This is a genomic window from Streptomyces sp. NPDC041940, from assembly GCF_055589465.1.
Map to the genome: position 1 here is coordinate 97,753 of NZ_JBVJBP010000027.1, position 22,794 is coordinate 120,546.

Consider the following 22,794-nt stretch of genomic DNA (forward strand, 5'->3'; position numbering starts at 1 on the left):
TCAGCTCTTGGCTGTGGCGGCCTTGGGCTTGGCGGTCTTGGCCACTGCCGGGGCGGGCACCGCGGGCGCGGCGTCGGCCGGAGCGGCGGAGACCGCGGCGTCCGTGCCCGGCTCGGCGGCCGGCTCCTCAGGACGCACGCCGACTCCCAGCTTCTCCTTGATCTTCTTCTCGATCTCGTTGGCCAGGTCGGGGTTGTCCTTCAGGAAGTTGCGCGCGTTCTCCTTGCCCTGGCCGAGCTGGTCGCCCTCGTACGTGTACCAGGCGCCGGCCTTGCGGACGAAGCCGTGCTCCACGCCCATGTCGATCAGGCCGCCCTCGCGACTGATGCCCTGGCCGTAGAGGATGTCGAACTCGGCCTGCTTGAAGGGCGGCGCGACCTTGTTCTTGACGACCTTGACACGGGTGCGGTTGCCAACCGCGTCCGTACCGTCCTTCAGGGTCTCGATGCGGCGGATGTCCATGCGCACCGAGGCGTAGAACTTGAGCGCACGGCCACCGGTCGTGGTCTCCGGAGAGCCGAACATCACGCCGATCTTCTCGCGGAGCTGGTTGATGAAGATCGCGGTGGTCTTCGACTGGTTGAGCGCGCTGGTGATCTTCCGCAGCGCCTGGCTCATCAGGCGGGCCTGCAGACCCACGTGGCTGTCGCCCATCTCGCCCTCGATCTCCGCGCGCGGGACGAGCGCGGCGACGGAGTCGATGACGATGAGGTCGAGGGCGCCGGAGCGGACCAGCATGTCCACGATCTCCAGAGCCTGCTCACCGTTGTCCGGCTGCGACAGAATCAGGTTGTCGATGTCGACGCCGAGCTTCTTCGCGTACTCGGGGTCGAGGGCGTGCTCCGCATCCACGAAGGCGACCTGGCCGCCGGCCCGCTGCGCGTTCGCCACCGCGTGCAGGGTCAGGGTCGTCTTTCCGGAGGACTCGGGGCCGTACACCTCCACCACTCGGCCGCGAGGGATGCCGCCGACGCCGAGCGCCACGTCGAGTGCGGTCGACCCGGTGGGGATGACCTCGATGGGCTCGTTCGGCCGCTCACCCATGCGCATGACCGCGCCCTTGCCGAATTGCCGTTCAATCTGTGCGAGTGCGGCATCCAGGGCCTTCTCGCGGTCGGTTCCTGCCATGGGTTCCACCCGATTTGCTTGAGTCGATCGCTTCACGTCAAAGACGCTAACGCCTGCCACTGACAATGCGCCCCGACGCACGTCCGGCCTGTGGATAACTCGGGCACTTCCCTACCCAAAGTACGTCGAAATGCTCGCCGTTGAGCCGTGCCGGAGACTCCATAAGAATGGATGTTCGATTTTGGTGTCAAGCGCACCACGCGGCACACCCTGGACCGAGCGGGCCCGACGACGAGATCAGGCAGAGCCCTGCCCGGGCCCTCCGCCCTCCGGGCCCTCCGGCCGTTCCGCCCCCGGCCGGCGTGCCCACAGCTGCCTCGTGCGCGCTATCAGGCCCGGCCCCGCCCCCCGCCAGCGATGGCCGTGCACGCGCGGGTCGTCCGTGACGTCGTAGCGCTTCACGTAGGCCCCCAGGAAGGCCTGGAGCGTGGCGATGGCGGGGATGGCGATCAGCGCGCCGACGGCGCCGAGGAGCGCGGTGCCCGCGATGACCGAGCCGAAGGCGACCGCGGGGTGGATGTCGACGGTCTTCGAGGTCAGCTTGGGCTGCAGCACGTAGTTCTCGAACTGCTGGTAGACCACGACGAAGATCAGCACCCACAGCGCGTACCAGGGATCCACCGTGAACGCGATCAGCATGGGCAGGGCGCCCGCGAGGTACGTGCCGATGGTGGGGATGAACTGCGATACCAGACCCACCCAGACCGCGAGCACGGGCGCGTAGGGCACGTCCAGCATCTGCAGCAGGACGAAGTGCGCCGCGCCGGAGATCAGCGCCATCAGGCCGCGCGAGTAGATGTAGCCGCCGGTCTTGTTCACGGCGATCTCCCAGGCGCGCAGCACCTCGGCCTGGCGGGCGGGCGGCAGGACGGAGCAGAGCGCGCGGCGCAGTCGCGGGCCGTCCGCGGCGAAGTAGAACGAGAACAGCCCGATCGTCAGCAGCTGGAAGAGGCCCCCGAGGACCTGGGCGGACACGTCCAGGACGCCCGTGGCGCTGTTCTGCACGTAGTTGCGCAGCCAGTCGGAGCGGAGCACACCCTCCTGGATGTCCACGCGCTTCAGGTCCGTCTTGAAGTGTGTGTTGATCCAGTGGATGACGGAATCGAGGTACGCCGGGAAGCCCTCGATCATCTTGATGATCTGGTCCGCGAGGATGGAGCCGAGCAGGGTGACGAAGCCCGCCGACACGATCACCACGCCGATGAAGACGACGAACGCGGCCAGTCCTCTGCGCATGCCGCGCGAGGCCATCCAGCCCACCGCCGGTTCGATGGCGAGCGCGAGGAAGAACGCGATGAGGATGTTGATCAGCAGGCCGGTGACCTGGTGAAAGGCCCAGCTGCCCAGCTGGAACGCGGCGACGAGGGCGAGCGCGAGCACCATGGCGCGCGGCAGCCAGCGCGGCATGCGTCCGTTCGGCCCGGTGGTTCCGCCGGCGGCGGGGGGCCCGGCCGGCGGCGTCGTACCGAAGGGGGAGGACTGCTGGGCTTCCTGCCCGGTCTCGTCAGTGGGTGCCACGAACCAAGTCTCACCCACGCCACCGACAGCCGTCTGCCCGCCTGCGATCTTCGTGACCCGTCAGCGATCCGCGCGGCCGCTCGGCCGTCCGCCGCGACCGGTGGATGCCCTCGGCGCCGGGTCGCTCAGCGCCTCTCCCGGGGCACGTCCATCACCGAGCAGACCACTTGCCAGACTTCCTTGGCGTCCCAGCCGGCGTCCAGCGCCTCGTGCACCGTGCGCCCGCCGAGCTCCGTCATCACGTGATCACGCGCGAAGGTGTCGGCGTAGCCCGGACCGAAGTGCTCCGCCATTCGCTGCCAGAAGACCGTCAACCGCATGAATCCCGCTCCATACACACCTTGACCTGCATGTTTCCCACCTCTCACGCCCCCACATGACCGTCAGGGGGTTTCCAGGGAGTTCGCCTCCCCGCTGAACCAAGCATCCATGGGGGCGCGACCTCGCCTGCCTGTGTCGGGCATGAAGTGCGTGTGTGTACGCAGAGTAGAGCCAGCGTCGGCGTGCCCGAGCCGGCGGGCGAGGGAGACGATCGACTCGCCGGCTGCGCGGCGGCCCCGCCCCCGTGCGCGCCTAGCTGCCCGACCTGAACCGTGCCCTGGCGGTGCCGGCTTGCAACGCCGCTATTCCATCTTGCTAGGTACCGGTAGTCAGCGTTACGGTGTACCAGTACTCAACAACACTTACTAGCGCAGGGGGGGGAGGTCTTCCATGGCCAAGCTGCTGACGGAGATGCTCAAGGGCACGCTGGAGGGCGTCATTCTCGCGTCCCTGTCCGTCCGGCCCGCCTACGGCTACGAGATCACGGCCCGGCTGCGCGAGCAGGGCTTCTCCGACATCGCCGAAGGGACCATCTACGCGCTGCTACTCCGGATGGAGAAGCGCGGTCTGGTCGACGTGGAGAAGGTCCCCTCCGAGAAGGGGCCGCCGCGCAAGATGCACTCCCTGAACGTTGAGGGACGGCAGTACCTCGAAGAGTTCTGGGAGACCTGGAGCTTCCTCACGGAACGACTGGAACAGCTACGCGAAGGGGGCAAGTGACCATGTCCGACGCCGAGAAGAGCGGCTTGATCTCGAAGCTGATAGGCCCCAAGAAGCGCTGGAGGGCGTACAAGGCGCGCGTCAAGGAACTGCCCGAGAACTCCCGCACGGCGGTCGAGGCTATCGAGCGGTATCTGATGCACTTCGTGCCGACCGACGGCGACAGCAACGCGGCGATGTTCGAGGACCTCGCCGACCTGTTCGAGCAGGCCGCGGCGAACGGAACGCTGATCCGCGAGGTCGTCGGCGAAGACCCGGTGGAGTTCGTCGACGAGTTCGCCCGGAACTACTCGGAGGGCGGCTACGCCCCCGCCCGTGCGCGCAAGCAGCTCACCGACGAGATCGAGCGCGCCGCCGGTACCGAGACCGGAACAGAAGACAAGAGGGCCTGATCGCACCTCAGCGTCAACTGGGCCCGGTTCAGCCCTCTGTGCATTTCGGCGTCAGCAGCGAGCAACAGCCAAGCTGACGACATAGCGCTCCTCGACTGTCCCGTTCGGGAAGACGCCAGTCAGGAGGTCCCGATCCGCGGCCAAGAATGCCTTGGTGGCTTTCTCTCCCAGGACCAGGAAGTCGGAGTAGCTGGAGAGGTTTGCAAGGTGTGTATCGAGCGGGACGCTCCGAGCCCAGGACACCTGGCGGGTGGTGAAGCCGAGTTCGGGTGGCAGACCGCGGAATCGGGCCATCGGATCGGGTTCGCTGTCGTCGGCATCGAAGAGGCGACGAAGCCGGGCGTCCTGGTCAGCTATCCAGGCGACCGTACTGTCCGAGTCGTTCCACCAGAGGGCGAGTGCACCGCCAGGGCGAAGCACTCGCAGTGCTTCTGGGACGGATTTGCGCTGGTCGGTCCAGTGCCAGGCTTGGGCATAGGTGAGGATGTCCACGGATTCGGAGGCAAGCGGCAGGTTGTTGCCATCCCCGAACACGAGAGGGACCTCGGGCAGTCGGAGGCGGAACTGAGAAGCCATCCCGGGACCGGGCTCCACCGCGATGACGTGTGCGCCACGGGCATGGAGGAGAGCGGTCGCCAGTCCGGTGCCAGCACCGATGTCCGCGACTCGGGCGCCATTCAAGGGGCAGTTGGCGAGTTCTTCGAGTGCGTCGAGCAGAGCAGGCGGATAGGACGGGCGGTTTGCCGCGTAGCTGGCGGCGGCTTTGTCGAAGGAACGGGCCTGAGAGGTAGTCGTCATGCAATCATCTTCGTCGGCGGAGGGTGCCTGACGCAGTGCTTCACTGCCGTTCAAGCGACGTCAGTACTGCGGACCAGCATGTCGGTGTGCAGGACTCTCGCCGTGTCGCCGCCCCTGCCGTTTCATAGGCGCGGCTTCAGCTGGCAGACGGCCGTGGTGTCGTACTGCCAGAGCTTGTAGAGCCCTGCTATCGGCAAGACCACGTATTCGCCGGTGAACACCGAGGCGCCAAAAGGCGCGCCGCATAAGGGGAAAGGCCTGAACAGGGATCCGACCAGGATCCCGGAGGCTGCGCCGGCCGCCATACCGTAGGAACCGATCTGCCGAGATCGCGCCCCGCATCGTCCGAGACTTCGCGCCGCCGTCCCGACGGTGCGGCAACCCGGCGGCGACGCCTGCGGGGGTGTATCCAGTACGTATGGCTCTTCGGGGACTCCGCGCAGATCACCGCCTGCCGCACGAGCCCCGGCGCATCCTGCTTGTCGTGCCGATCGCGCTGATCGCGATCGTGACGGTGGTCGACATCCTTGCTCCGCCCAGTGTCCACCTCGGCCCGTTCCTCGTCGCCGCCCCCGCCGTGACGGCGTCGTTCGCCGGTCCCCGCACCACCGGCTGCGTCGGCGCCCTCGCCGTACTGGCGCAGGCCCTTGTCGCAGTCGTGCGCACCAGCCTGGTCGACCTGAACCACGTCATCCAGCTCATCGCACTGATCCTGATCTCTACGTTCGTGACTCTCTTCGCCTACTGGCGGGAACGCCGTGAGACAGAGCTGACCCGGCTGCGATCAGTCGCCAAGGCCGTACAGGGCGTGGTGCTCAGACCGCTGCCCCAACGGATCGGCACGCTACGCCTGGCCGCCGTCTATCTGTCCGCCGAGCGCGAGGCGCAGATCGGCGGCGACCTCTACGCCGCAGCCCGTACGACGCGCGGTACCCGGATCGTCATCGGCGACGTCCGGGGAAAGGGCCTCGAAGCGGTCGGGGACGCCGCCCTCCTGCTCGGCGCATTCCGCAGCGCCGCCCACCGCCAGGCAGACCTGGCCGACCTCGTCGCCTTCCTGGAGGGCACCGTCTCCTCGGATCTGGACGACCCGGTCGCCCCCGACGACGAGACCGAGGATCTGGGCGAAGCCTTCGTCACCGCCGCTGTGCTGGACGTGTCGGACGACGAGCCCTGCCTGCATCTGATCAACTGCGGGCACCCTCCACCCCTGCTGCTGGGCGGGGGCGGGATCCGTCTGCTGGAGGTGAGCCGGCCTGCGCCGCCCCTGGGACTCACCGAGTTCGTGCACACCGAACTCGCTCCGCAGCGATTCGCCTTCGGGCCCGGCGACATCGTCCTGCTCTACACGGACGGTGTGATCGAGGCCCGCGACCGCGACGGCACCTTCTACCCACTCACTCAACGACTGGAGCAGTTGGTCGGCAGCCGGGCCACGGAGCCCGAGGCCTTGCTGTCCCGCTTGTGCGCGGACCTTCTGAAGCACGCCGGCGGGCACTTGGGGGACGACGCCGCCATGGTGGCGCTCCAGCGGCTGCCGGATCCCTCTTAGCGGCGTCACCTTCGTCGGCCCGGAGGTGGAGAACTCCTGATCTCCGCGACGATCCGCGGTTCGCCAGGCAGGTCCCGGTGCACCGGCTCCGGCACGGGGTACCGGCCCGGCCGACGGTGAGCGAGGCGTGGTTCCGGTTGGCTGATCATCGCCGCACACACCCGGCTCCGCCCCGGCGGGTCTCTGGCCGTCGGCCTGCGACGGTCCTGGGGAGTAGCCGGCTGCCGCCGCTACCGGCCGAGCGGGTCAGGCTGGTGGCGGCAGCAGGGTGACGGTGACGTGTGGTCCGTCGACGGGGTGGTCATCGGTGCTGAACTCGACCAGCTGGGCTCTGGCAAGCTGGTGCAGGGCGATGGATACGAGGGCAGGCTCGACTCCGAGGGCGCGGGCGGCGGGATCGAGGGGGAAGCGGACCGTGCGGGCGAGATGGGCCTGGCGGGGATCAGCCGCGAGGTCCACCAGGAGCCCGGCCATCACCGCTCCGTGAGCGACCTGCCGGGCTCGAAGCACCCAACCCAGCGTCCAGCTCTCAGTCGAAGGGGTGCTCACATGTACCCGCCTTCCTGCCGCAACGGCGCCCGTTCGAGCGCGTCTCACCGCTTGCCGGAGCCTTTCTCCCAGCTTGCGGGACCCCCTCCCCCTTCCGCGATGTGGTGAGGCCGAACGGGAGCGGGGCATAGCCGGTGTCGCATCCCCCGCGAGACGTACGGTCACCCACGGCGACCCCGGGACCATCCGGATCGCGGGCGAGGCCAGGAACTCGGCCTCGAAACGCCGGACTGCCGACGCAGCGAGGTGGAGGTCGACCACCTCACGGTCCGCATGGAAGTGGACGATCTCCCTAGAGGCGGAGTACAGCGCACGCCCCGCGCCACAGCTCGCCGGGGCCGCGGGCGGTACTGCCGAGCGAGGGAGCCCGGGTTTCCGGGTGATGAGCCGCGAGTGGCGGAGCTGCCACGTGGCCAAGGTACGTGACGCTTCGGGCGATCAGAGGGCCCGTCCCTGGCGCTGCGAGGTGACAGGGGATGAGCGAGAAGGCAGGCGGCTCAGCTCCAGCTCTGCGAGTTCCTGGGCCACTCGCTGTACGGCACCGGACGGCCCGTGAACGCGTCCAGGACAATGCGCTCGCCGACCGGCCGGTCCAGCTTCACCGACACCTTCTCACCACGCAGTTCACCACTGCAGTTACCGTCCTTGGAGCCGCCTGCGGATGCGGACAGCACCACACTGCCGCTCGTCTCGACCACTCCTACCGTGGGGCCGTCGTCGCAGGAACCGTGGGTGGCCACCACAGTGACGGACCGGCTGCCCTTCGCTACCTCCGTCAGGCCACCGAGTGGCGCCAGTACGTCAGTGGGTACCTCTTCCTGCCTGAGCGGCTTGATCGGTGGCGCGGGGAGCTTGGACGGGCTGACCGCGGCCCGTTTGAGGGGACTGGCGTAGCCATCCAGCGTGAACAGCCAGGCCGGGACAGTCGCCGGTCCACGAGTGGTGACCAGGGTCATTTCGCCCAGCCTCGCCCCGGTCACTGTCAGGCGCGGTCCGGGGCTGCTGTCGCGGTCCAGGGTCTTGTAGGCCTTCTCGGCCTCCATCAGTGGTGTCGTGAGCGGGCTCCCGCCCTTCCACATCACGTGTCCGCTCTTGTGCGGGGCGGACGGTAGCTTCCCTCGCAGGTCGAAGTTCCCGGTCTCATAGGCCCGTCTGTCTGCTTCGTCGCGGAGGCCGTTCTCGGGCAGCTGGACGACTGCCTCCATGGGGTAGTAGCCCTCGTGCCACGCTTCGGCTGCCTTGGAGCCGTCCCAGGCATCGGCTACCTGGCGGGCGCGAGCCCCCAACTGGGGCGCCGGCTCGGTGCTGGGGGCCTTTGCGTCACCGTTGCCGGCCTCTGGGTTGCCACACGCTGCGGCGGCACCAGCTACAACGGTGCACAAGGCAAGCACCGTGAGAAGGCGGATGGTGCGCCTGTTGTTGGTATGCATGGGTCTCCCCGGGCTGGTCGGTGAGCGACAGAGGCCGTGTGATGGACGGGTGCTACAGGGCCGTTCCGTCCCTGTGACGCGCCGGCCCTGGCCCGGGTTCGGTCCCATCCCTCGTCCGCTCGAGCCCGTTGTCGCATCGCGACCTTCCGTGATCAACGACCCCGGGGAGAGTCTGCGCATGGTTGTTCGACAAGCGCGAACAGGACCGGGGGCTCGGGTGAGCACGGCAGCAACGTTCTGAGCGCGCGCGAGGCCGCGATAAAGGGTTTCTGGGGGCGTTACCGAAGCCGAATCCGCGTTCTCCACATCCGGTCAATGTCGATCAAAAATAGACGAACACCGCTCTACTTTTATGCATGTTTCCCTCTTTAGGGCAACTTCCCGATTATGAGATCGATTTCCCGTGATTCCGGGTAAAGATGGAATGAGACATTGATCGGACGTGGGGGATCGTCATATGGCGGGGGGCGGCGGTTTTGGTCTTGCCCAGGCCACGGGGCTGCAGGACGCATGCGCGCGGGCGGTGGAGGAGAGTCAGGCCGCCGCCGACGCGCTCCGGTCGCGAATAGTGGAACTGGCGTCTCATGTACGGGCGGTCCGGGTCCGGAGGTCCGATGCGGCGGCCATGCTCGCCGAGCAGGACGAACTCCTCGCTGAACAGGTCCTCCAGGAGATGGAGGACGCGGTCGGCACCCGGATGGCCCACCTGGAGACGTTCAACATCACGCTGTTCGGCCGGACCGGCGCGGGCAAGAGCAGTCTCCTGGAGGCCCTCACCAGCGGAGACGGCAGCCGGGTCTCCCCCGGCAGCAGCGACTGGACAACCGAAGTTCACCACATCGTCTCGGGGAAACTGCGCGTCACCGACACCCCGGGCGTCGAAGGATGGGGACGATCGGAGGATCCCGAGGAGCTGCGCGCCCGGGCACTCGCGGCTCTCGCGGCATCCGACCTCGTCGTCCTGTGTTTCGATACGCAGAACCAGCGGGCGGCCGAGTTCCGGACCGTTGCGGAATGGGTGGTCGCCTACCGAAAACCAGCGATCGCCGTGCTCAACGTGCGCAACGCCGCCTGGCGCTACCCGCCGCGGGTGCAGACCGTCCGCGCCCGGCGCAGCCTGTCCCGGACGGTGCGCCAGCACGCGGACGAGATCAGCCGAGGGCTGCGGTCCATCAGCCTGGCCGGGACTACAGTCATCGCCCTCAGCGCCAAGAACGCGTCTTTCGCTCGCGTCAGTGGCTCCTACTCCGGCCACGACGCGGAGGGATGCGTGCGGCGGCTCACCCAGGCCGGATCAGCGGACGTACTCCTTGAATGGTCCAACCTCCAGGCCTTGGAATCGCTACTTGTCGAGGCAGTGGGCGGTCACGCCACCCAGCTCCGCCTGACCGCCCTGTACGAACAGGTCCGCACCTGCGCCGGACGCGCCGCAGCCAACTACGCCACCGCCCGGGAAGAGCTCGAAACCCTGGCTGAACAGGCAGAACTCGGCATCGAACGCGTCCTCGCCGTTCTAGGTGCTCCAGAAGCACTCGGCCGCACCGGTGAAAGTGCCGACCGACGCGCCGTCGAAGGCGTCCTCGCCGAGCTCTCGCACCTTGAGACCCTGCGCGGACGCCGCATCCCCGCACCGTCCAGGGGGTCGGCGCTGCACCATGCCGACCAGCTGGTCACCGCCCGGATCGGCCCGCAGCGCGCCGCCTCGCTGGCCCGTGCTGAGAAACTCGTCGACCAGGCGATGGCAGAGCGCCGGAAGATCGCTCCCGAGAGGTTCGCCGCAGAGGCGTTCGGGGGCGACGAGATCGCCGATGCCGTGTCCGGGATACGCAACGACTTCACCGCCTTCCTGAAGGCCCACCTCAAGCTGGTGGCGGAAGACGTTCGCGCAGACGTGAAATGCGTGACGGACCGTGGAGTGCGCATCGCGGGAACCAGGGGAAGGCTCCTGCATCGGACGGGTGTGACCGTGTCGGTTGCCGGCATTGGGGTGGGTCTGGTCGCCGGTCTGGCCTTGGCGAACATCTGGAATCCCCTTGGCTGGAGCCTCCTCGCGGTCGGCTGCGCCGCGTTGGCGAGCCCGACGCTAGAACTGCTCGGGTCGTGGTCGCGGAAGCGGGCCGCCGCGCGCCATGAGCAGGAACTCGGCCGAGCGCGGGCCGACGCACGCCGGACGGTCAACGAGGCGTTCGACCAGCTTCTGGCGGATCTCGGCCGGGTGTTCACCACCGCCGCCCAGCAGTGCCTGGCCGAGGCACTGCCGGATGCCGTGGCACACGCGACCATGCTCCGCGAGAGTTCGGCGGCGCACGCGGCGCGCCTGAGCGCGATGGAGAAGTTCCTCGACAGCCTCCCCCCGAAGAACACGCAGGAAGACCCACGTACCGTCCTGCACCGGGCTGCGGCCAAGTGCGAGCTCTACGTGGGCCGGGCGGCGGACCTGTGGCTCGGTGAGGCATGGACCGAGGGATGGATCGCCGAGGGGCCGCCAGGCACTACGCCGGACTCGCGCGTCATACCGGCGGCGCCGCGCATCGACGTCGCGCCCAGGGTGGCGGATGCACTCACCGCGGCCGCCACCGCGCAGGGCGCCGGGCGTGCATGGCTGGACCGCCACCGAACCGCGCTGTCCACCGATCCGCGAACCGCGGCTGTCGTCGCAGAGCTGGACGAACTGGCATGCAACGGACACGTCCGCGTGGCCTTCTGCGGTGACCAGAGCGCCGGGAAGTCGGCTCTGATCGCGCGGCTGCTCCGCGGGAGTGGGCGAGCGGTCCCGTCGTCGCTCGCCTCGGGCGGTGGTCAGGTGACGCGAAAGGTCGCCGAGTACCCGTGGAGCGGTCTGCGTCTCGTCGACACGCCCGGCTTCCAGAGCCGGGAGGACGCCTCACCGCACGACACGCAACTGGCGGTGGCCGGCGCCACGGTCATCGTCCACGTCTTCAACGCCAACGCCCTCGCCGGCGACCTCACCGATGCCCGGGCGGTGCTCGGCCCCGAGCGGGCCGCGCCCTTGCTGCTCGTCATCGGCCGCTCCGACGAGATCGGCATCGATCCGGAGGACTCGCCCCGCGCGTTCGCGGCGCTGTGCGCGCACAAGGAGGCGGAGCTACACGAGGCCCTGCGCAGGACGGTGAACCAGCATCGACGGTGGCCGACCCCTATCTGTCTTTCCCCTGCCCCGTACGGCGGCACGGTAGGCGACGCCTCGTGGGACGGCGTCGCGCACTTCGCCGATGCCCTGCTGGAACACCGCGATGCACTGAAGGCGGTCGCCGCGGACATCGCAATTCTGGACCGGGCCGTCCACCGGTTGACCGCCCTGGTCGAGGAGACCGAGGCCGCCGCCGAACAGTTCCGAGCAGAACGGGAAGGACTGCTGAGGCTCCGCAGTGACGCCAGCACAGGACGGGTCGCCGCCCGGGCGCTGGCCGCGGAACGCGCCTCCGCTTTGGAACGAGTCGTCGCCGACTTCGTCGAAGACCTCGTGGGCCGGGCACTTGCCACACCCGACAAGAACGCCCGCGCGGCCGTCGTCGCACGGCTGGAGCGCATCGCCTCCGACCCGGAGCTCGCTCAGCTGGCCGACGAGTGGGCCCGCGCCACCCACGCCCAGGTGGAGGGCCTGGTCCATGACACCAACGCTTCCCTGGCACGCCGCCGCAGCGCCGTGGCCTACGCAACCGCCACGACCGGACCCGCGCCCGCCGCCGACGTGGACGTGGCCGCGTTGCAGGGCAGCCGTCGCCGTTCCCGGGCCGTCGGGCCGATGCTGTCCCGAGTGTCCGGCGTGCTGTCCCGACTGGACAAGGTGGCCCGTGCTGCCAAGGAGGGTGCACGGAGCGCACGGTTCCTCAAGACGGCGGGGCCGGCCGTCAGCATCGCCGGAACTGCCTGGAGCGTGTGGGAACTCGTCGAGGACATCCGTGGGCGGGAGGAGCGGGAGAGCGAGCGCGCCGAGTCGGTCAGGAAGTTGCACGCCTGGGGCCGCGAACGGGCCCGGGACCTTTGCGACCGTGAGCCGGCTCTGCGGGCCCTGCGGGAGCACACCACCGAACTGGACGGGCTGGCGGACGACTGCGACCGGCGCGTGGCGGCGGCCGAGGCGGCACTCGCCGAGGCGGAGACGCGGATCGCGCTGTCACGCGCCGCAATGGAAACGGCCCGACGGCACACGGGCAAACACCCAGGGGGAGGGGAAGCATGAGCGAGTCCTGGTTCGGCGACGTCGAACAGGCCGTCGCAACGGTCCACGGTGAGCAGTGGTGGCGGACGGCGGAGGACGACTGGCAGCGGCACGCCGACCGGCCGACCGCCGTCGTGGCCCTGCACGGGCCCTACGACGCCGGGAAGTCAACGCTGGTCAAGCGTCTGCTGGTGGAGGACGGGACACCGATCCCGCAGTGGCTCACCGTCAGCGGTCGGCAGGAGACGACAACGGCGTCCGAGGTCGACTCCCACGGCATCACCTACGTCGACACCCCGGGCACGGCCGGCGGCAACATCCAACACGACCGGCAGGCCGCCGACGCCGTGACGCGGACCGACGTACTGCTGCTCGTCATCACCCCGCAACTCCTGGCGGACGACGCCCGGTGGATCAGGTCTTTCGCCACCGGCACGTTCTACTCCCCCGGTCCGCGTCCGCTGTTCCACCCCGGCGCCCTGCTGCTGGTCATCGCCCAATCCGACACAGCCGGTGTCGACCCGCTGGACAGCCCTGAGGGATTCCGCTCCCTGTGCGACCGCAAGCGCGCGGAACTCGATCGCATGCTGGACCTCGGCGACCAGGACGTCCGGCCCCGGGTGCACATCGTGTCCGCCGACCCGTACGCCCAGGTCGGCGCGGAGCCGCAGCCTTCCCGCTCGGACTACGCGGACGCCGCCGACTGGGACGGGCTGGCCGACCTGCGCGCCGACCTGGCGGCGCTCCGCGGACGGCTCGACGACCTCAGGGCGGCCGGACGGATCCGCTACTGGAGTCTGTTCGGCAAGCACGCCACCGAGGCGGCCACCCGAGAGATCGCGGAACTCGAACCCGTGCTGGAGGAGGCCCGTTCCCGGCAGGCGCGCAGGGCATTGCTGCTCGTCAAGCTGGAGACGCTCGTGGACGCCGCGTCCGTCGAACTGCAGATCGGAATAGACGGTGCCTTGCACGGCATCGTCGGCATGCGTGGAATGAGCGAGGCGGGGCTGCTGGCAGAGGCACAACACCGGCTGACGGAGTACCTGGAGTCCTGGTACGCCACTTGGGACCGGCGACTCAAGGAGCTGGCCGCCGAGGTCGACGCGGAGATCGACATCGAACGGGTACGTCCGGCCGCCAAGCAGTTCGACACGTGGATCCGCGACCTGGCGGACCGCACCGCCTCCCCCGACGGGTCCCGATCCGTGACCCAGTTCACGGACGGTGCCTCCGCAGCGGTGAAGGCCGGCTTTTGGGTGCGGCACCGCATGACGGTGCAGACCGCCAAGGAGGAGCTGCGCAAAGCCGCCGATGCCGGATCCGTCGAGGCGTACCTGGCGTCAGCGGACGCTGCGTTCAAATCCAAGGAAGGGCTGGAGAGCGCCCGCAGCTGGCTGCCCCGGGCGGAGTCCTTCGCCGAATTCGCTTCCGTGGCGGCGGGCTTGGCCCCGTTGGTCCAGGAATCGGTGGAGAACAAACTCGCCGCCGAGCAGGAGCGCAAGCGCCGCCGGGAACTACAGTCCCGGATCGACGCCATCTCCGCCGAACTGCGGGAACAGGTCTTCGACAACCCCAACCGAGGCTGGAGGGCAGCGGCCGAGAAGGTGCGCGAGCGCATAGTGGTCGACCCGTGGCTGCAACCCGTCGTAGCCACGGCGAAGGAACGCGTCGATGAGCTTCACCAGGCCTTGGCCCTGCTCTACGAACTTCTGCAGGACCCCCCTGCTCTCCCCGGGCCCGCATGAGACCGGGGAGGCTGACTGAGGCGCAGGCATGGGGTACGTAAGCCGCGTGACGGTGCGTCCGGAAGTCCTGGGCGTGCTACCGGGCTGAGGAATTCCTGGTGTCGTCTGGGCAAGATGACCTTGAGAACGGCATCGCCGCTCTGCCGGTTCCGCGCCGCCCGGACGCCGACCTGGCCAGGCGTCGCATCCTCATCGCCCCCGTCCGCTGGCGAGGCACCCCGGGGGCCCGAGCACCCCGCCACCGACCTCGCCGCCTTCCAACAGGCAGCGCAAAACTCCCCGGCCGCACCCTCACTCCAGGGAGTTCGAGTACGAATTCAGGAAGTCAGCGCGGGACGGACCGGAACGCGGAGGGCTTCCGATTCCGCACAGCAGTGCAGGTCATAGCACTAACTCACGAGAATCCCCGCAGGACGACCCGCCATCCGCTGCCAGAAGACCGACCGTCAACCGCATAACTCCAGTATCCCGCCCCTGGGGGTGGGCCTGAGCCAGGACCGCCTATCGGCGCCGCATTCCGCCCTACGGTCTGACCCATGGCCGAAACAGGAGCTTCCACACTCCCCCCGACGCCCTCGCCGCACAGCCCTGTCACGCGCGCGGAGCGCTTCGTCTGGCTCACCGCGCGCGTGCTGGAGCAGCGCCTCTTCGCCCACCACTTCCGTGGCGCCGCCGCCGACCCGGTGGAGACGGCGCTGGACGCCTACCGCAACGAGGACGGCGGGTACGGCCACGCGCTGGAGCCCGATCTGCGTGGCCCGGTCAGCCGGCCGCTGCACATCGCCCACGCCCTGCGCGTCCTGGACGCCGTGGCGCGCTGCGCCGGGCAGCGTGTGGAACGTATGTGCCGCTACCTGACGTCCGTCTCCACGGCGGACGGCGCGCTCCCGGCGATCCATCCCGGCCGGCGCGAGTCTCCGGCGGCTCCCTTCGTGCCGGTCGCGGCCGACCCGCCCGGCGACCTCCTGGCCACCGGGCCGGTGGTGGGGCTGCTGCACCGCAACGAGGTGTGGCACGCCTGGCTGTTCCGGGCCACGGACTTCTGCTGGCAGGCGGTCGAGTCACTGGAGAAGTCGCACCCGCACGAGATCGAGGCCGCCGTGACCTTCCTGGACTCCGTCCCCGACCGCCCGCGCGCGGAGGCGGCCGCCGACCGCCTGGGCCGCCTGGTACGCGCACAGGGCCTCGTGGCCCTGGATCCCGGCGCCCCGGACGCGTCTCCGGCCTCCCCCGGCCGCGCCTCCGGCGAGCAGCACTTCCCCTACGACTACGCGAGGACGCCGCGTTCCCTCGCGCGCGCGTGGTTCACGGACGACGAGATGACCCGCTCCCTGGACCACCTCGCGGCCCAGCAGCAGGAGGACGGCGGCTGGCCCGTCCGGCGCCACTGGGCCCCGGCCCTCGTCCTGGAGGCCCGCCCGGTCGTGACGATCGAGGCCCTGCGCACCCTCCGTGCCCACGGCCGCACCATCGGCTGATCACCACGCCCCAATGGCCCGCACCCCCGCGGTCACCACCACGGCTGCCGCGACTACGAGCAGGAACGGGGCGCGCAGCAGCAGGGCCACAGCCGCCGCTCCGAGCCCGGCGGCCCGCGCGTCCAGCACCAGCGCCTGCCCGTCGGCGAAGGTCTGCTGGGCCGTGAGGGCCGCGAGCAGCGCGACGGGCAGCAACGCGGCGAGACGCTTGACGACAGGCCGCTCCAGGGCTCCGGCCGGTACCAGCAGCCCGGCCAGCTTGACGGCGTAGCACCCGAGGACGGTCGCCCCGATGGCGATCCAGACGTTCACGCCTCGCCCTCCTGCCGCTTGCGCCGGCCGTCCGCCCAGAGGACGACCGGCGCCGCCAGCGCGGCCAGCAGCACCGGCACCCCGGCGGGCAGTACGGGCAGCAGCCCGAGCCCCAGCAGCACGGCCAGCCCGGCGACGGCCCGCTCGGTGCCGGACTTCAGCATCGGCGCGAGCAGGGCCAGGAAGACCGCGGGCCCCGCGGCGTCCAGGCCCCACGCGTCGGTGTCTCCGATGGCCTCGGCGCCCAGGGCGCCGAGCAGCGTGGTGAGGTTCCACAGGACGTACAGGGTCAGCCCGGTCACGGCGAACCCGATCCGCGCACCGCGCCGGGTGGGCTGAGCCAGCGCGACGGCGGCCGTCTCGTCGATCACCCACTGGGCGGCGAACGGCCGCACCGCGCGCGGGAGGGCCAGCAACTGCGACAGCCGCAGGCCGTAGAAGGCGTTCCGCACGCCCAGGAAAAAGGCCCCGGCAGCCGCCGTGAACGGACTGCCTCCCGCCGCGAGCGCACCCACCAGGGCGAACTGGGACGCCCCGGTGAACACCAGAAGACTGAGCGCGCACGTCTGCATCAGCGTGAGTCCACTGCCGGCCGACGTCACTCCGAAGGCGAACCCGGACAGCCCGACGGCCACCCCGACGCCCAGTGCGTCCCGTACGACGGCCCGGTCCTCTTTCCCACCGGTCCCTGTATCCCTGAGAACTGTCCGATCCACCACGCCCCGCACGCTACGAGCAGCCGCTACCGCGGGTCTTGTACGTTCTTGCGCTCCCGTTGATACGCCCCCGGCGGCACCCCGACCATCCGGCTGAAGTGCCGGTTGAGGTGCGGCTGGTCGGTGAACCCCACGGTCACGGCGACCTCCGAGGGCGCCGTCCCGAGGTCCAGCAGCCGTCGCGCCCGCCGGACGCGCGCGTCCGTGAGCCACGCGTGCGGGGGCATCCCGTAGGCGTCCCGAAAGGCCCGCAGCAGAGCGAACGGACTGGTTCCGAGACCAGCCGCCAGCTGTTCCAGAGTCGGCGGCTGCGCCATCCGCTCCTCCAGCACCCCACGCGCGCGTGCCGCGATCCGGGTCCCGGCCGTCCGCACCTCACGCCGCGGTATGAGCCCGCCGTTCAGCCGCAGCAACCTGGTCACGGCGACCCGCAGCAGCGTGTCCGCGGCCAGGGCGTTGCCCTCGTCGGCGGCCCGCAGCACCTGGTGCACCAGACCGACGGCGTACGGATCGTCCACCACCGGGCTGACGAAGCCCGGCGTCCCCCGCAGTGCCGTCGTCTCGGCCGCGATCTCCGCCACCACGTCGACCGACGGATAGACGGCCCCGTACCGCCATCCCTCGGGCACACCGGCCCGCCCGGTGTGCGGAGTATCGGGATTCACCAGCGCGAGAGCCCCTGCCCCGGCGTACTGATCACCCCCGCCGTGGTGGAACACCTCCACCCCGTCGGCGATGGCGGCGATCACGAAGTTCTCGTGCGTATGCCGGACGAACGTCTTCCGCACATACCGAGCCCGCAGCAGATCCACCCCGGGCAGCTCGTCGTACTGCCAGTGCCGCGCGCGCTCTGTCATAAGACCATTGTCCGCCGCCTCGCCCGTGGCACCCGGGCCCCGTCTCCGCCGCCCTCAACGCTGAGACGCCCGGGCCAGACCGCCGCAGGGCCCCGTTGTCAGTGCCGAGGTGCACGATGGACGCATGCCCAGCAACGCGCACCGAGCCCTGGACGGCTTCTCCCCCGCGACCCGCGCCTGGTTCACGGGTGCCTTCCCCGCGCCCACCACCGCCCAGGCCGGTGCGTGGCAGGCCATCCACGAGGGCTCGGACGTGCTGGTCGTCGCCCCCACCGGTTCAGGCAAGACCCTGGCCGCCTTCCTGGCCGCCCTGGACCAACTGGCCTCGACCCCTCACCCCGCCGATCCCAAGAAGCGCTGCCGGGTCCTGTACGTCTCGCCCCTGAAGGCCCTGGCCGTGGACGTCGAGCGCAACCTCCGCAGCCCCCTGACCGGCATCCGCCAGGAATCCGTACGGATGGGTCTGCCCGAGCCCGAGGTCAAGGTGGGCATCCGCTCGGGCGACACCCCGCCGGCCGAGCGCCGCTCCCTGGCCACCCGTCCGCCGGACATCCTGATCACGACCCCCGAGTCGCTGTTCCTGATGCTGACCTCCGCCACGCGCGACGCGCTGACCGGCATCGAGACGGTGATCCTCGACGAGGTGCACGCGGTCGCCGGCACCAAGCGCGGCGCCCACCTGGCCCTCTCGCTGGAGCGGCTGGACGACCTCCTGCCGAAGCCGGCCCGCCGCATCGGTCTCTCCGCGACGGTCCGCCCGGTCGACGAGGTGGCCCGTTTCCTCTCGCCCCGGCGCAAGGTGGAGATCGTCCAGCCGGAGTCGGGCAAGGAGTTCGACCTGTCCGTGGTCGTCCCGGTCGAGGACCTGGGCGAGCTGGGCGGCTCCCCGGTGGCGGACGGCTCGGAGGGCGCCGAGCGCCCGTCGATCTGGCCGCATGTCGAGGAGCGGATCGCCGACCTCGTCCAGTCCCACCGCTCCACGATCGTCTTCGCGAACTCCCGCCGCCTCGCGGAGCGCCTGTGCAACCGCCTGAACGAGATCGCGTACGAGCGGGCCACCGGCGAGCCTCTCGACGAGCACCACTCCCCCGCCGAGCTGATGGGCGGCTCGGGGGCCGCCCAGGGCGCACCCCAGGTCATCGCCCGTGCCCACCACGGCTCGGTCTCCAAGGAACAGCGCGCCCTGGTCGAGGAGGACCTCAAGGCGGGCCGGCTGCCCGCGGTGGTCGCCACCTCCAGCCTGGAGCTGGGCATCGACATGGGCGCGGTGGACCTGGTCGTCCAGGTCGAATCCCCGCCCTCGGTCGCCTCCGGCCTCCAGCGCGTGGGCCGCGCGGGCCACCAGGTGGGCGCGGTCTCCACCGGCGTCGTCTTCCCGAAGTACCGAGGCGACCTGGTCCAGGCGGCGGTGGTCACCGAGCGCATGCGCACCGGCGCCATCGAGTCCCTCAGGGTCCCCGCCAACCCGCTGGACGTCCTGGCCCAGCAGATCGTCGCCATGACGGCCCTGGACACCTGGCAGTTCGACGACCTGCTGGCAGCCGTCCGCCGGGCCGCTCCCTTCGCCTCACTGCCCGAGTCCGCCTTCACGGCGGTGCTCGACATGCTGGCCGGCCGCTACCCGTCCGACGCCTTCGCCGAGCTGCGCCCGCGCGTGGTGTGGGACCGCGTCACCGGCGAGATCACCGGCCGCCCCGGCGCCCAGCGCCTCGCTGTCACCTCCGGCGGCACGATCCCCGACCGCGGCCTCTTCGGTGTCTTCCTCGCGGGCGCCGACCCCAAGAAGGGCGGTGGCCGGGTCGGCGAGCTCGACGAGGAGATGGTCTACGAGTCCCGCGTCGGCGACGTCTTCACGCTGGGCACGAGTTCCTGGCGCATCGAGGACATCACCCGCGACCGCGTCCTGGTCTCCCCCGCCCCGGGCGTACCGGGCCGGCTGCCCTTCTGGAAGGGCGACCAGTTGGGGCGCCCGCTCGAACTGGGCCGGGCACTGGGCATGTTTCTGCGCGAGGTCGGTGCACTGCCCAAGGACGACGCCCGCCTCCGCCTCGTCGCCGCGGGCCTGGACGCCTGGGCCGCGGACAATGTGCTCTCGTACCTGGAGGAGCAGCGCGAGGCCTGCGGCCACGTCCCGGACGACCGGACGATCGTCGTGGAGCGCTTCCGCGACGAACTCGGCGACTGGCGGGTGGTGGTGCACTCCCCCTTCGGCGCCCAGGTGCACGCCCCGTGGGCACTCGCGCTCGGCGCCAAGCTCTCCGAGCGGTACGGCATGGACGCGCAGGTCATGCACGCCGACGACGGCATCGTGCTGCGCCTGCCGGACGCCGACCTGATGAGCCTGGACCTGCTGGACCAGGAACCGCTCAAGACGGGCCGGGAGTACGACGCCGATCAGGCCCCCGTGGGCGCGGCCGACGTCGTGTTCGACAAGGGCGAGGTCGACCAGGTCGTCACCGACCAGGTGGGCAGCTCGGCCCTGTTCGCGTCCCGCTTCCGCGAGTGCGCCGCCCGCGCGCTGCTCCTGCCGCGCCGCAACCCCGGCAAGCGCACGCCCCTGTGGCAGCAGCGCCAGCGCGCCTCCCAGCTCTTGCAGGTGGCGAGCGAGTTCGGCTCGTTCCCGATCGTCCTGGAAGCGGTCCGGGAGTGCCTTCAGGACGTCTTCGACGTTCCCGGGCTCGTCGAACTGATGGGCGACCTGGAGTCCCGCAAGGTGCGCCTCGTCGAGGTCACCACCGCCGAACCGTCGCCCTTCGCGCGTTCCCTCCTCTTCGGCTATGTCGCCCAGTTCCTGTACGAGGGCGACTCCCCGCTCGCCGAGCGCCGCGCCGCCGCCCTGTCGCTGGACTCGCGGCTGCTGGCCGAGCTGCTGGGCCAGGCGGAGCTGCGCGAGCTGCTCGACGCGGAGGTGCTGACCGAGCTGGAGCGCGAGCTGCGGTGGCTCACCGAGGACCGCCGCGTCAAGGACGCCGAAGGCGTCGCGGACCTCCTCCGCCTCCTCGGCCCGCTCACGGACGCGGAACTGGCCGAGCGGGGCGCCGAACCCCAGTGGGCCCAGGAACTGGCCGGTGCCCGCCGTGCCATCCGGGTCCGGATCGCGGGCGGAGACCACTGGGCGGCGATCGAGGACGCGGGCCGACTGCGCGATGCCCTGGGCACGGCCCTGCCGGTCGGTGTCCCGGAAGCGTTCACGGAGCCCGTCAAGGACCCGCTCGGCGACCTCCTCGCGCGCTACGCCCGCACCCACGGCCCGTTCACCTCGACCACGGCGGCGGCTCGCTTCGGCCTGGGTGTGGCCGTCACCGAGGGCGCCCTCCAGCGGCTCGCCGCGGCGGGCCGGATCGTCCAGGGCGAGTTCCACCCGGCCGGGATCGGCCAGGAGTGGTGCGACGCGGCCGTGCTGCGCCGACTGCGCCGCCGCTCCCTGGCCGCCCTGCGGCACGAGCTGGAGCCGGTGGCGCCCGCCGCGCTCGCCCAGTTCCTCCCGCAGTGGCAGCACATCGGCAAGGGCCACTCCCTGCGCGGCATCGACGGGCTGGTGCGCGCCATCGAGCAGGTGCAGGGCGCGTCCGTGCCGGCCTCCGCCCTGGAGAAGCTCGTCCTGCCCTCCCGGGTCGTGAACTACAGCCCGGGGATGCTGGACGAGCTCACCGCCGCGGGCGAAGTGGTGTGGGCCGGGGCCGGCTCGCTCCCCGGCAAGGACGGCTGGGTCTCCCTCTACCTGGCGGACGCGGCTCCCCTGCTCCTGCCGCCCCCGCATCCCTTGGAGCTGACCGCCCTCCATCAGTCCGTCCTGCACACGCTCTCCGGCGGCTACGGCCTGTTCTTCCGCCAGATCGCCGACCAGGTCCGCGCCACCACCCACCCCGACGCCACCGATCCCCAGCTGGCCGACGTGCTCTGGGACCTGGCCTGGTCCGGCCGTCTGACGAACGACACGCTCACCCCCATGCGCTCCCTGCTCGGTTCGGGCCGTACGGCCGGGTCCACGGCCCACCGCGCCAAGCGTGCGGTCCCGCGCGGCCGGTACGGCTCCCTGACGGCCGCGGCCCGTCCCGCCGCGTCCCGCTCCGGACCGCCGACCGTCGCCGGCCGCTGGTCCCTGCTCCCGTCCCACGAGCCGGACCCCACGGTGCGCGCCCACGCCCTCGCCCGCACCCTGCTCGACCGGCACGGCGTGGTGACCAGGGGCGCGGTCTCGGCGGAGGGCGTCGAGGGCGGGTTCTCGGCGACGTACCGCGTCCTGTCCGTCTTCGAGGAGAGCGGCCAGGCCCGCCGCGGCTATGTGGTGGAGGGGCTCGGCGCGGCCCAGTTCGCGATGGACGGCGCCGTGGACCGTCTGCGCGCGGTGTCCAACGCCCGCGACCGCGGCGAGGACCTGCCCGGCCCTCCTCCGGGCCCCGACCTCGATCCCTTCCCGGCCCATGACTTCGCCGAGCTGGACGACGCGCCCCGCTCCCACGGCCACACCGACACCCCCGGCCCCGACGGATTCCCCGACTTCGGCCCCGCCTACGACGCCCCGGCGCCCCAGCCGTCCCCGGGCGACTACGTCTCGCCTCGCGACTACCCCCCGCAGGCCGCCCCGCCCTGGCAGAACGGCGGACGCGCGGGGCACGACGCCGGGTTCCCGGGCCGCCGTACCCGCCAGGACCCCGCGTCCAGGGCCGTCGTCCTCGCCGCCGCCGATCCCGCGAACGCGTACGGCGCCGCCCTTCCCTGGCCCGAGCCCCCGACCGACGCCGGACACAAGCCGGGCCGCAAGGCGGGCTCCCTGGTGGTGCTCGTCGAGGGGGAGCTGACGCTCTACATGGAGCGCGGCGGCAAGACCCTGCTGGCCTGGGCCGCCGATCCGGACGGCGCCCCCGCCGACGACCCCCGCCTGCGCTCCGCGGCGGAGGCACTCGCCGCAGCCGCCCGCGCGGGCTCCCTCGGCACGGTCACCGTGGAGCGGGTCAACGGCACCCAGGCCCTGACCTCCCCCATCGGCACCCTCCTGGAAGGAGCGGGCTTTATCGCGACGCCCCGCGGACTCCGCCTGCGCGCCTGACCTCACCGCTCCCGGCGCACCTGCGTACGCCCCGTGCCACGCTTG

General features: G+C 70.8%; 15 protein-coding genes and 1 pseudogene. 7 read left to right on the forward strand and 9 right to left on the reverse strand.

Going from position 1 to position 22,794, the window contains the following annotated elements:
* The 3 genes from recA to ACZ6I3_RS34325 form a co-directional block, all read right to left on the reverse strand.
* Positions 1 to 1,128, reverse strand: a complete 1,128-nt coding sequence (gene recA / locus ACZ6I3_RS34315) for a recombinase RecA (RefSeq protein WP_469420042.1) — start codon at positions 1,126 to 1,128, stop codon at positions 1 to 3.
* Between the two features lie 237 nt (positions 1,129 to 1,365).
* A complete protein-coding gene (locus ACZ6I3_RS34320) occupies positions 1,366 to 2,646 on the reverse strand; it encodes an AI-2E family transporter (protein WP_469420044.1) in 1,281 nt (426 codons plus the stop codon).
* Positions 2,647 to 2,771: 125 nt separating this feature from the next.
* Positions 2,772 to 2,966 carry a DUF3046 domain-containing protein gene (locus tag ACZ6I3_RS34325; protein WP_468192414.1) on the reverse strand — a complete coding sequence of 65 codons (195 nt, stop codon included), beginning with the start codon at positions 2,964 to 2,966 and terminating at the stop codon, positions 2,772 to 2,774.
* Between the two features lie 391 nt (positions 2,967 to 3,357).
* On the opposite strand from ACZ6I3_RS34325, the gene ACZ6I3_RS34330 reads away from it, so the two are divergent.
* Together ACZ6I3_RS34330 and ACZ6I3_RS34335 are read left to right on the forward strand one after the other, a co-directional pair.
* Positions 3,358 to 3,687, forward strand: coding sequence for a PadR family transcriptional regulator (locus ACZ6I3_RS34330; RefSeq protein WP_469420046.1), 330 nt, complete (start codon positions 3,358 to 3,360; stop codon positions 3,685 to 3,687).
* A 2-nt stretch (positions 3,688 to 3,689) separates the two neighbouring features.
* Positions 3,690 to 4,079 (forward strand): DUF1048 domain-containing protein, encoded by a 390-nt coding sequence (locus ACZ6I3_RS34335; protein ID WP_469420048.1) that lies wholly within the window; start codon positions 3,690 to 3,692, stop codon positions 4,077 to 4,079.
* Positions 4,080 to 4,130: 51 nt separating this feature from the next.
* Here the strand turns inward: ACZ6I3_RS34335 and ACZ6I3_RS34340 are convergent, their stop codons facing one another.
* Complete coding sequence (locus ACZ6I3_RS34340; RefSeq protein WP_469420050.1) at positions 4,131 to 4,877, reverse strand: class I SAM-dependent methyltransferase; 747 nt, start codon at positions 4,875 to 4,877, stop codon at positions 4,131 to 4,133.
* 418 nt (positions 4,878 to 5,295) lie between these two features.
* On the opposite strand from ACZ6I3_RS34340, the gene ACZ6I3_RS34345 reads away from it, so the two are divergent.
* The gene (locus tag ACZ6I3_RS34345; protein WP_469420051.1) at positions 5,296 to 6,429 is read left to right on the forward strand and encodes a PP2C family protein-serine/threonine phosphatase; all 1,134 of its coding nucleotides are present in this window, start codon (positions 5,296 to 5,298) and stop codon (positions 6,427 to 6,429) included.
* 246 nt (positions 6,430 to 6,675) lie between these two features.
* On the opposite strand, the gene ACZ6I3_RS34350 is transcribed toward ACZ6I3_RS34345, so the two are convergent.
* Positions 6,676 to 6,903, reverse strand: coding sequence for a hypothetical protein (locus tag ACZ6I3_RS34350; protein WP_469420052.1), 228 nt, complete (start codon positions 6,901 to 6,903; stop codon positions 6,676 to 6,678).
* Positions 6,904 to 7,475: 572 nt separating this feature from the next.
* Positions 7,476 to 8,408 carry a hypothetical protein gene (locus ACZ6I3_RS34355; RefSeq protein ID WP_469420054.1) on the reverse strand — a complete coding sequence of 311 codons (933 nt, stop codon included), beginning with the start codon at positions 8,406 to 8,408 and terminating at the stop codon, positions 7,476 to 7,478.
* 442 nt (positions 8,409 to 8,850) lie between these two features.
* Here ACZ6I3_RS34355 and ACZ6I3_RS34360 point away from each other — a divergent pair, with 442 nt between their 5' ends.
* The 3 genes from ACZ6I3_RS34360 (at position 8,851) to ACZ6I3_RS34370 (ending at position 15,814) form a co-directional block, all read left to right on the forward strand.
* Positions 8,851 to 12,612, forward strand: a complete 3,762-nt coding sequence (locus ACZ6I3_RS34360; RefSeq protein ID WP_469420056.1) for a GTPase — start codon at positions 8,851 to 8,853, stop codon at positions 12,610 to 12,612.
* Positions 12,609 to 14,336 (forward strand): GTPase, encoded by a 1,728-nt coding sequence (locus ACZ6I3_RS34365; RefSeq protein ID WP_469420058.1) that lies wholly within the window; start codon positions 12,609 to 12,611, stop codon positions 14,334 to 14,336. The genes ACZ6I3_RS34360 and ACZ6I3_RS34365 overlap by 4 nt, the downstream gene beginning before the upstream one ends.
* A gap of 536 nt (positions 14,337 to 14,872) precedes the next feature.
* Positions 14,873 to 15,814 carry a hypothetical protein gene (locus ACZ6I3_RS34370; protein ID WP_469420060.1) on the forward strand — a complete coding sequence of 314 codons (942 nt, stop codon included), beginning with the start codon at positions 14,873 to 14,875 and terminating at the stop codon, positions 15,812 to 15,814.
* Here the strand turns inward: ACZ6I3_RS34370 and ACZ6I3_RS34375 are convergent, their stop codons facing one another.
* The 3 genes and pseudogenes from ACZ6I3_RS34375 to ACZ6I3_RS34385 form a co-directional block, all read right to left on the reverse strand.
* A complete protein-coding gene (locus ACZ6I3_RS34375) occupies positions 15,815 to 16,126 on the reverse strand; it encodes an AzlD domain-containing protein (protein WP_469420061.1) in 312 nt (103 codons plus the stop codon).
* Entirely contained in the window at positions 16,123 to 16,845 is a 723-nt protein-coding gene (locus ACZ6I3_RS34380) for an AzlC family ABC transporter permease (RefSeq protein ID WP_469420063.1), read from the reverse strand. Before ACZ6I3_RS34380 ends, ACZ6I3_RS34375 begins: the two co-directional genes overlap by 4 nt.
* A gap of 26 nt (positions 16,846 to 16,871) precedes the next feature.
* Positions 16,872 to 17,699, reverse strand: a pseudogene (locus ACZ6I3_RS34385) (AraC family transcriptional regulator); the annotation flags it as partial.
* Between the two features lie 124 nt (positions 17,700 to 17,823).
* On the opposite strand from ACZ6I3_RS34385, the gene ACZ6I3_RS34390 reads away from it, so the two are divergent.
* Positions 17,824 to 22,749, forward strand: a complete 4,926-nt coding sequence (locus tag ACZ6I3_RS34390) for an ATP-dependent helicase (protein WP_469420065.1) — start codon at positions 17,824 to 17,826, stop codon at positions 22,747 to 22,749.
* Positions 22,750 to 22,794 lie beyond the last annotated feature (45 nt).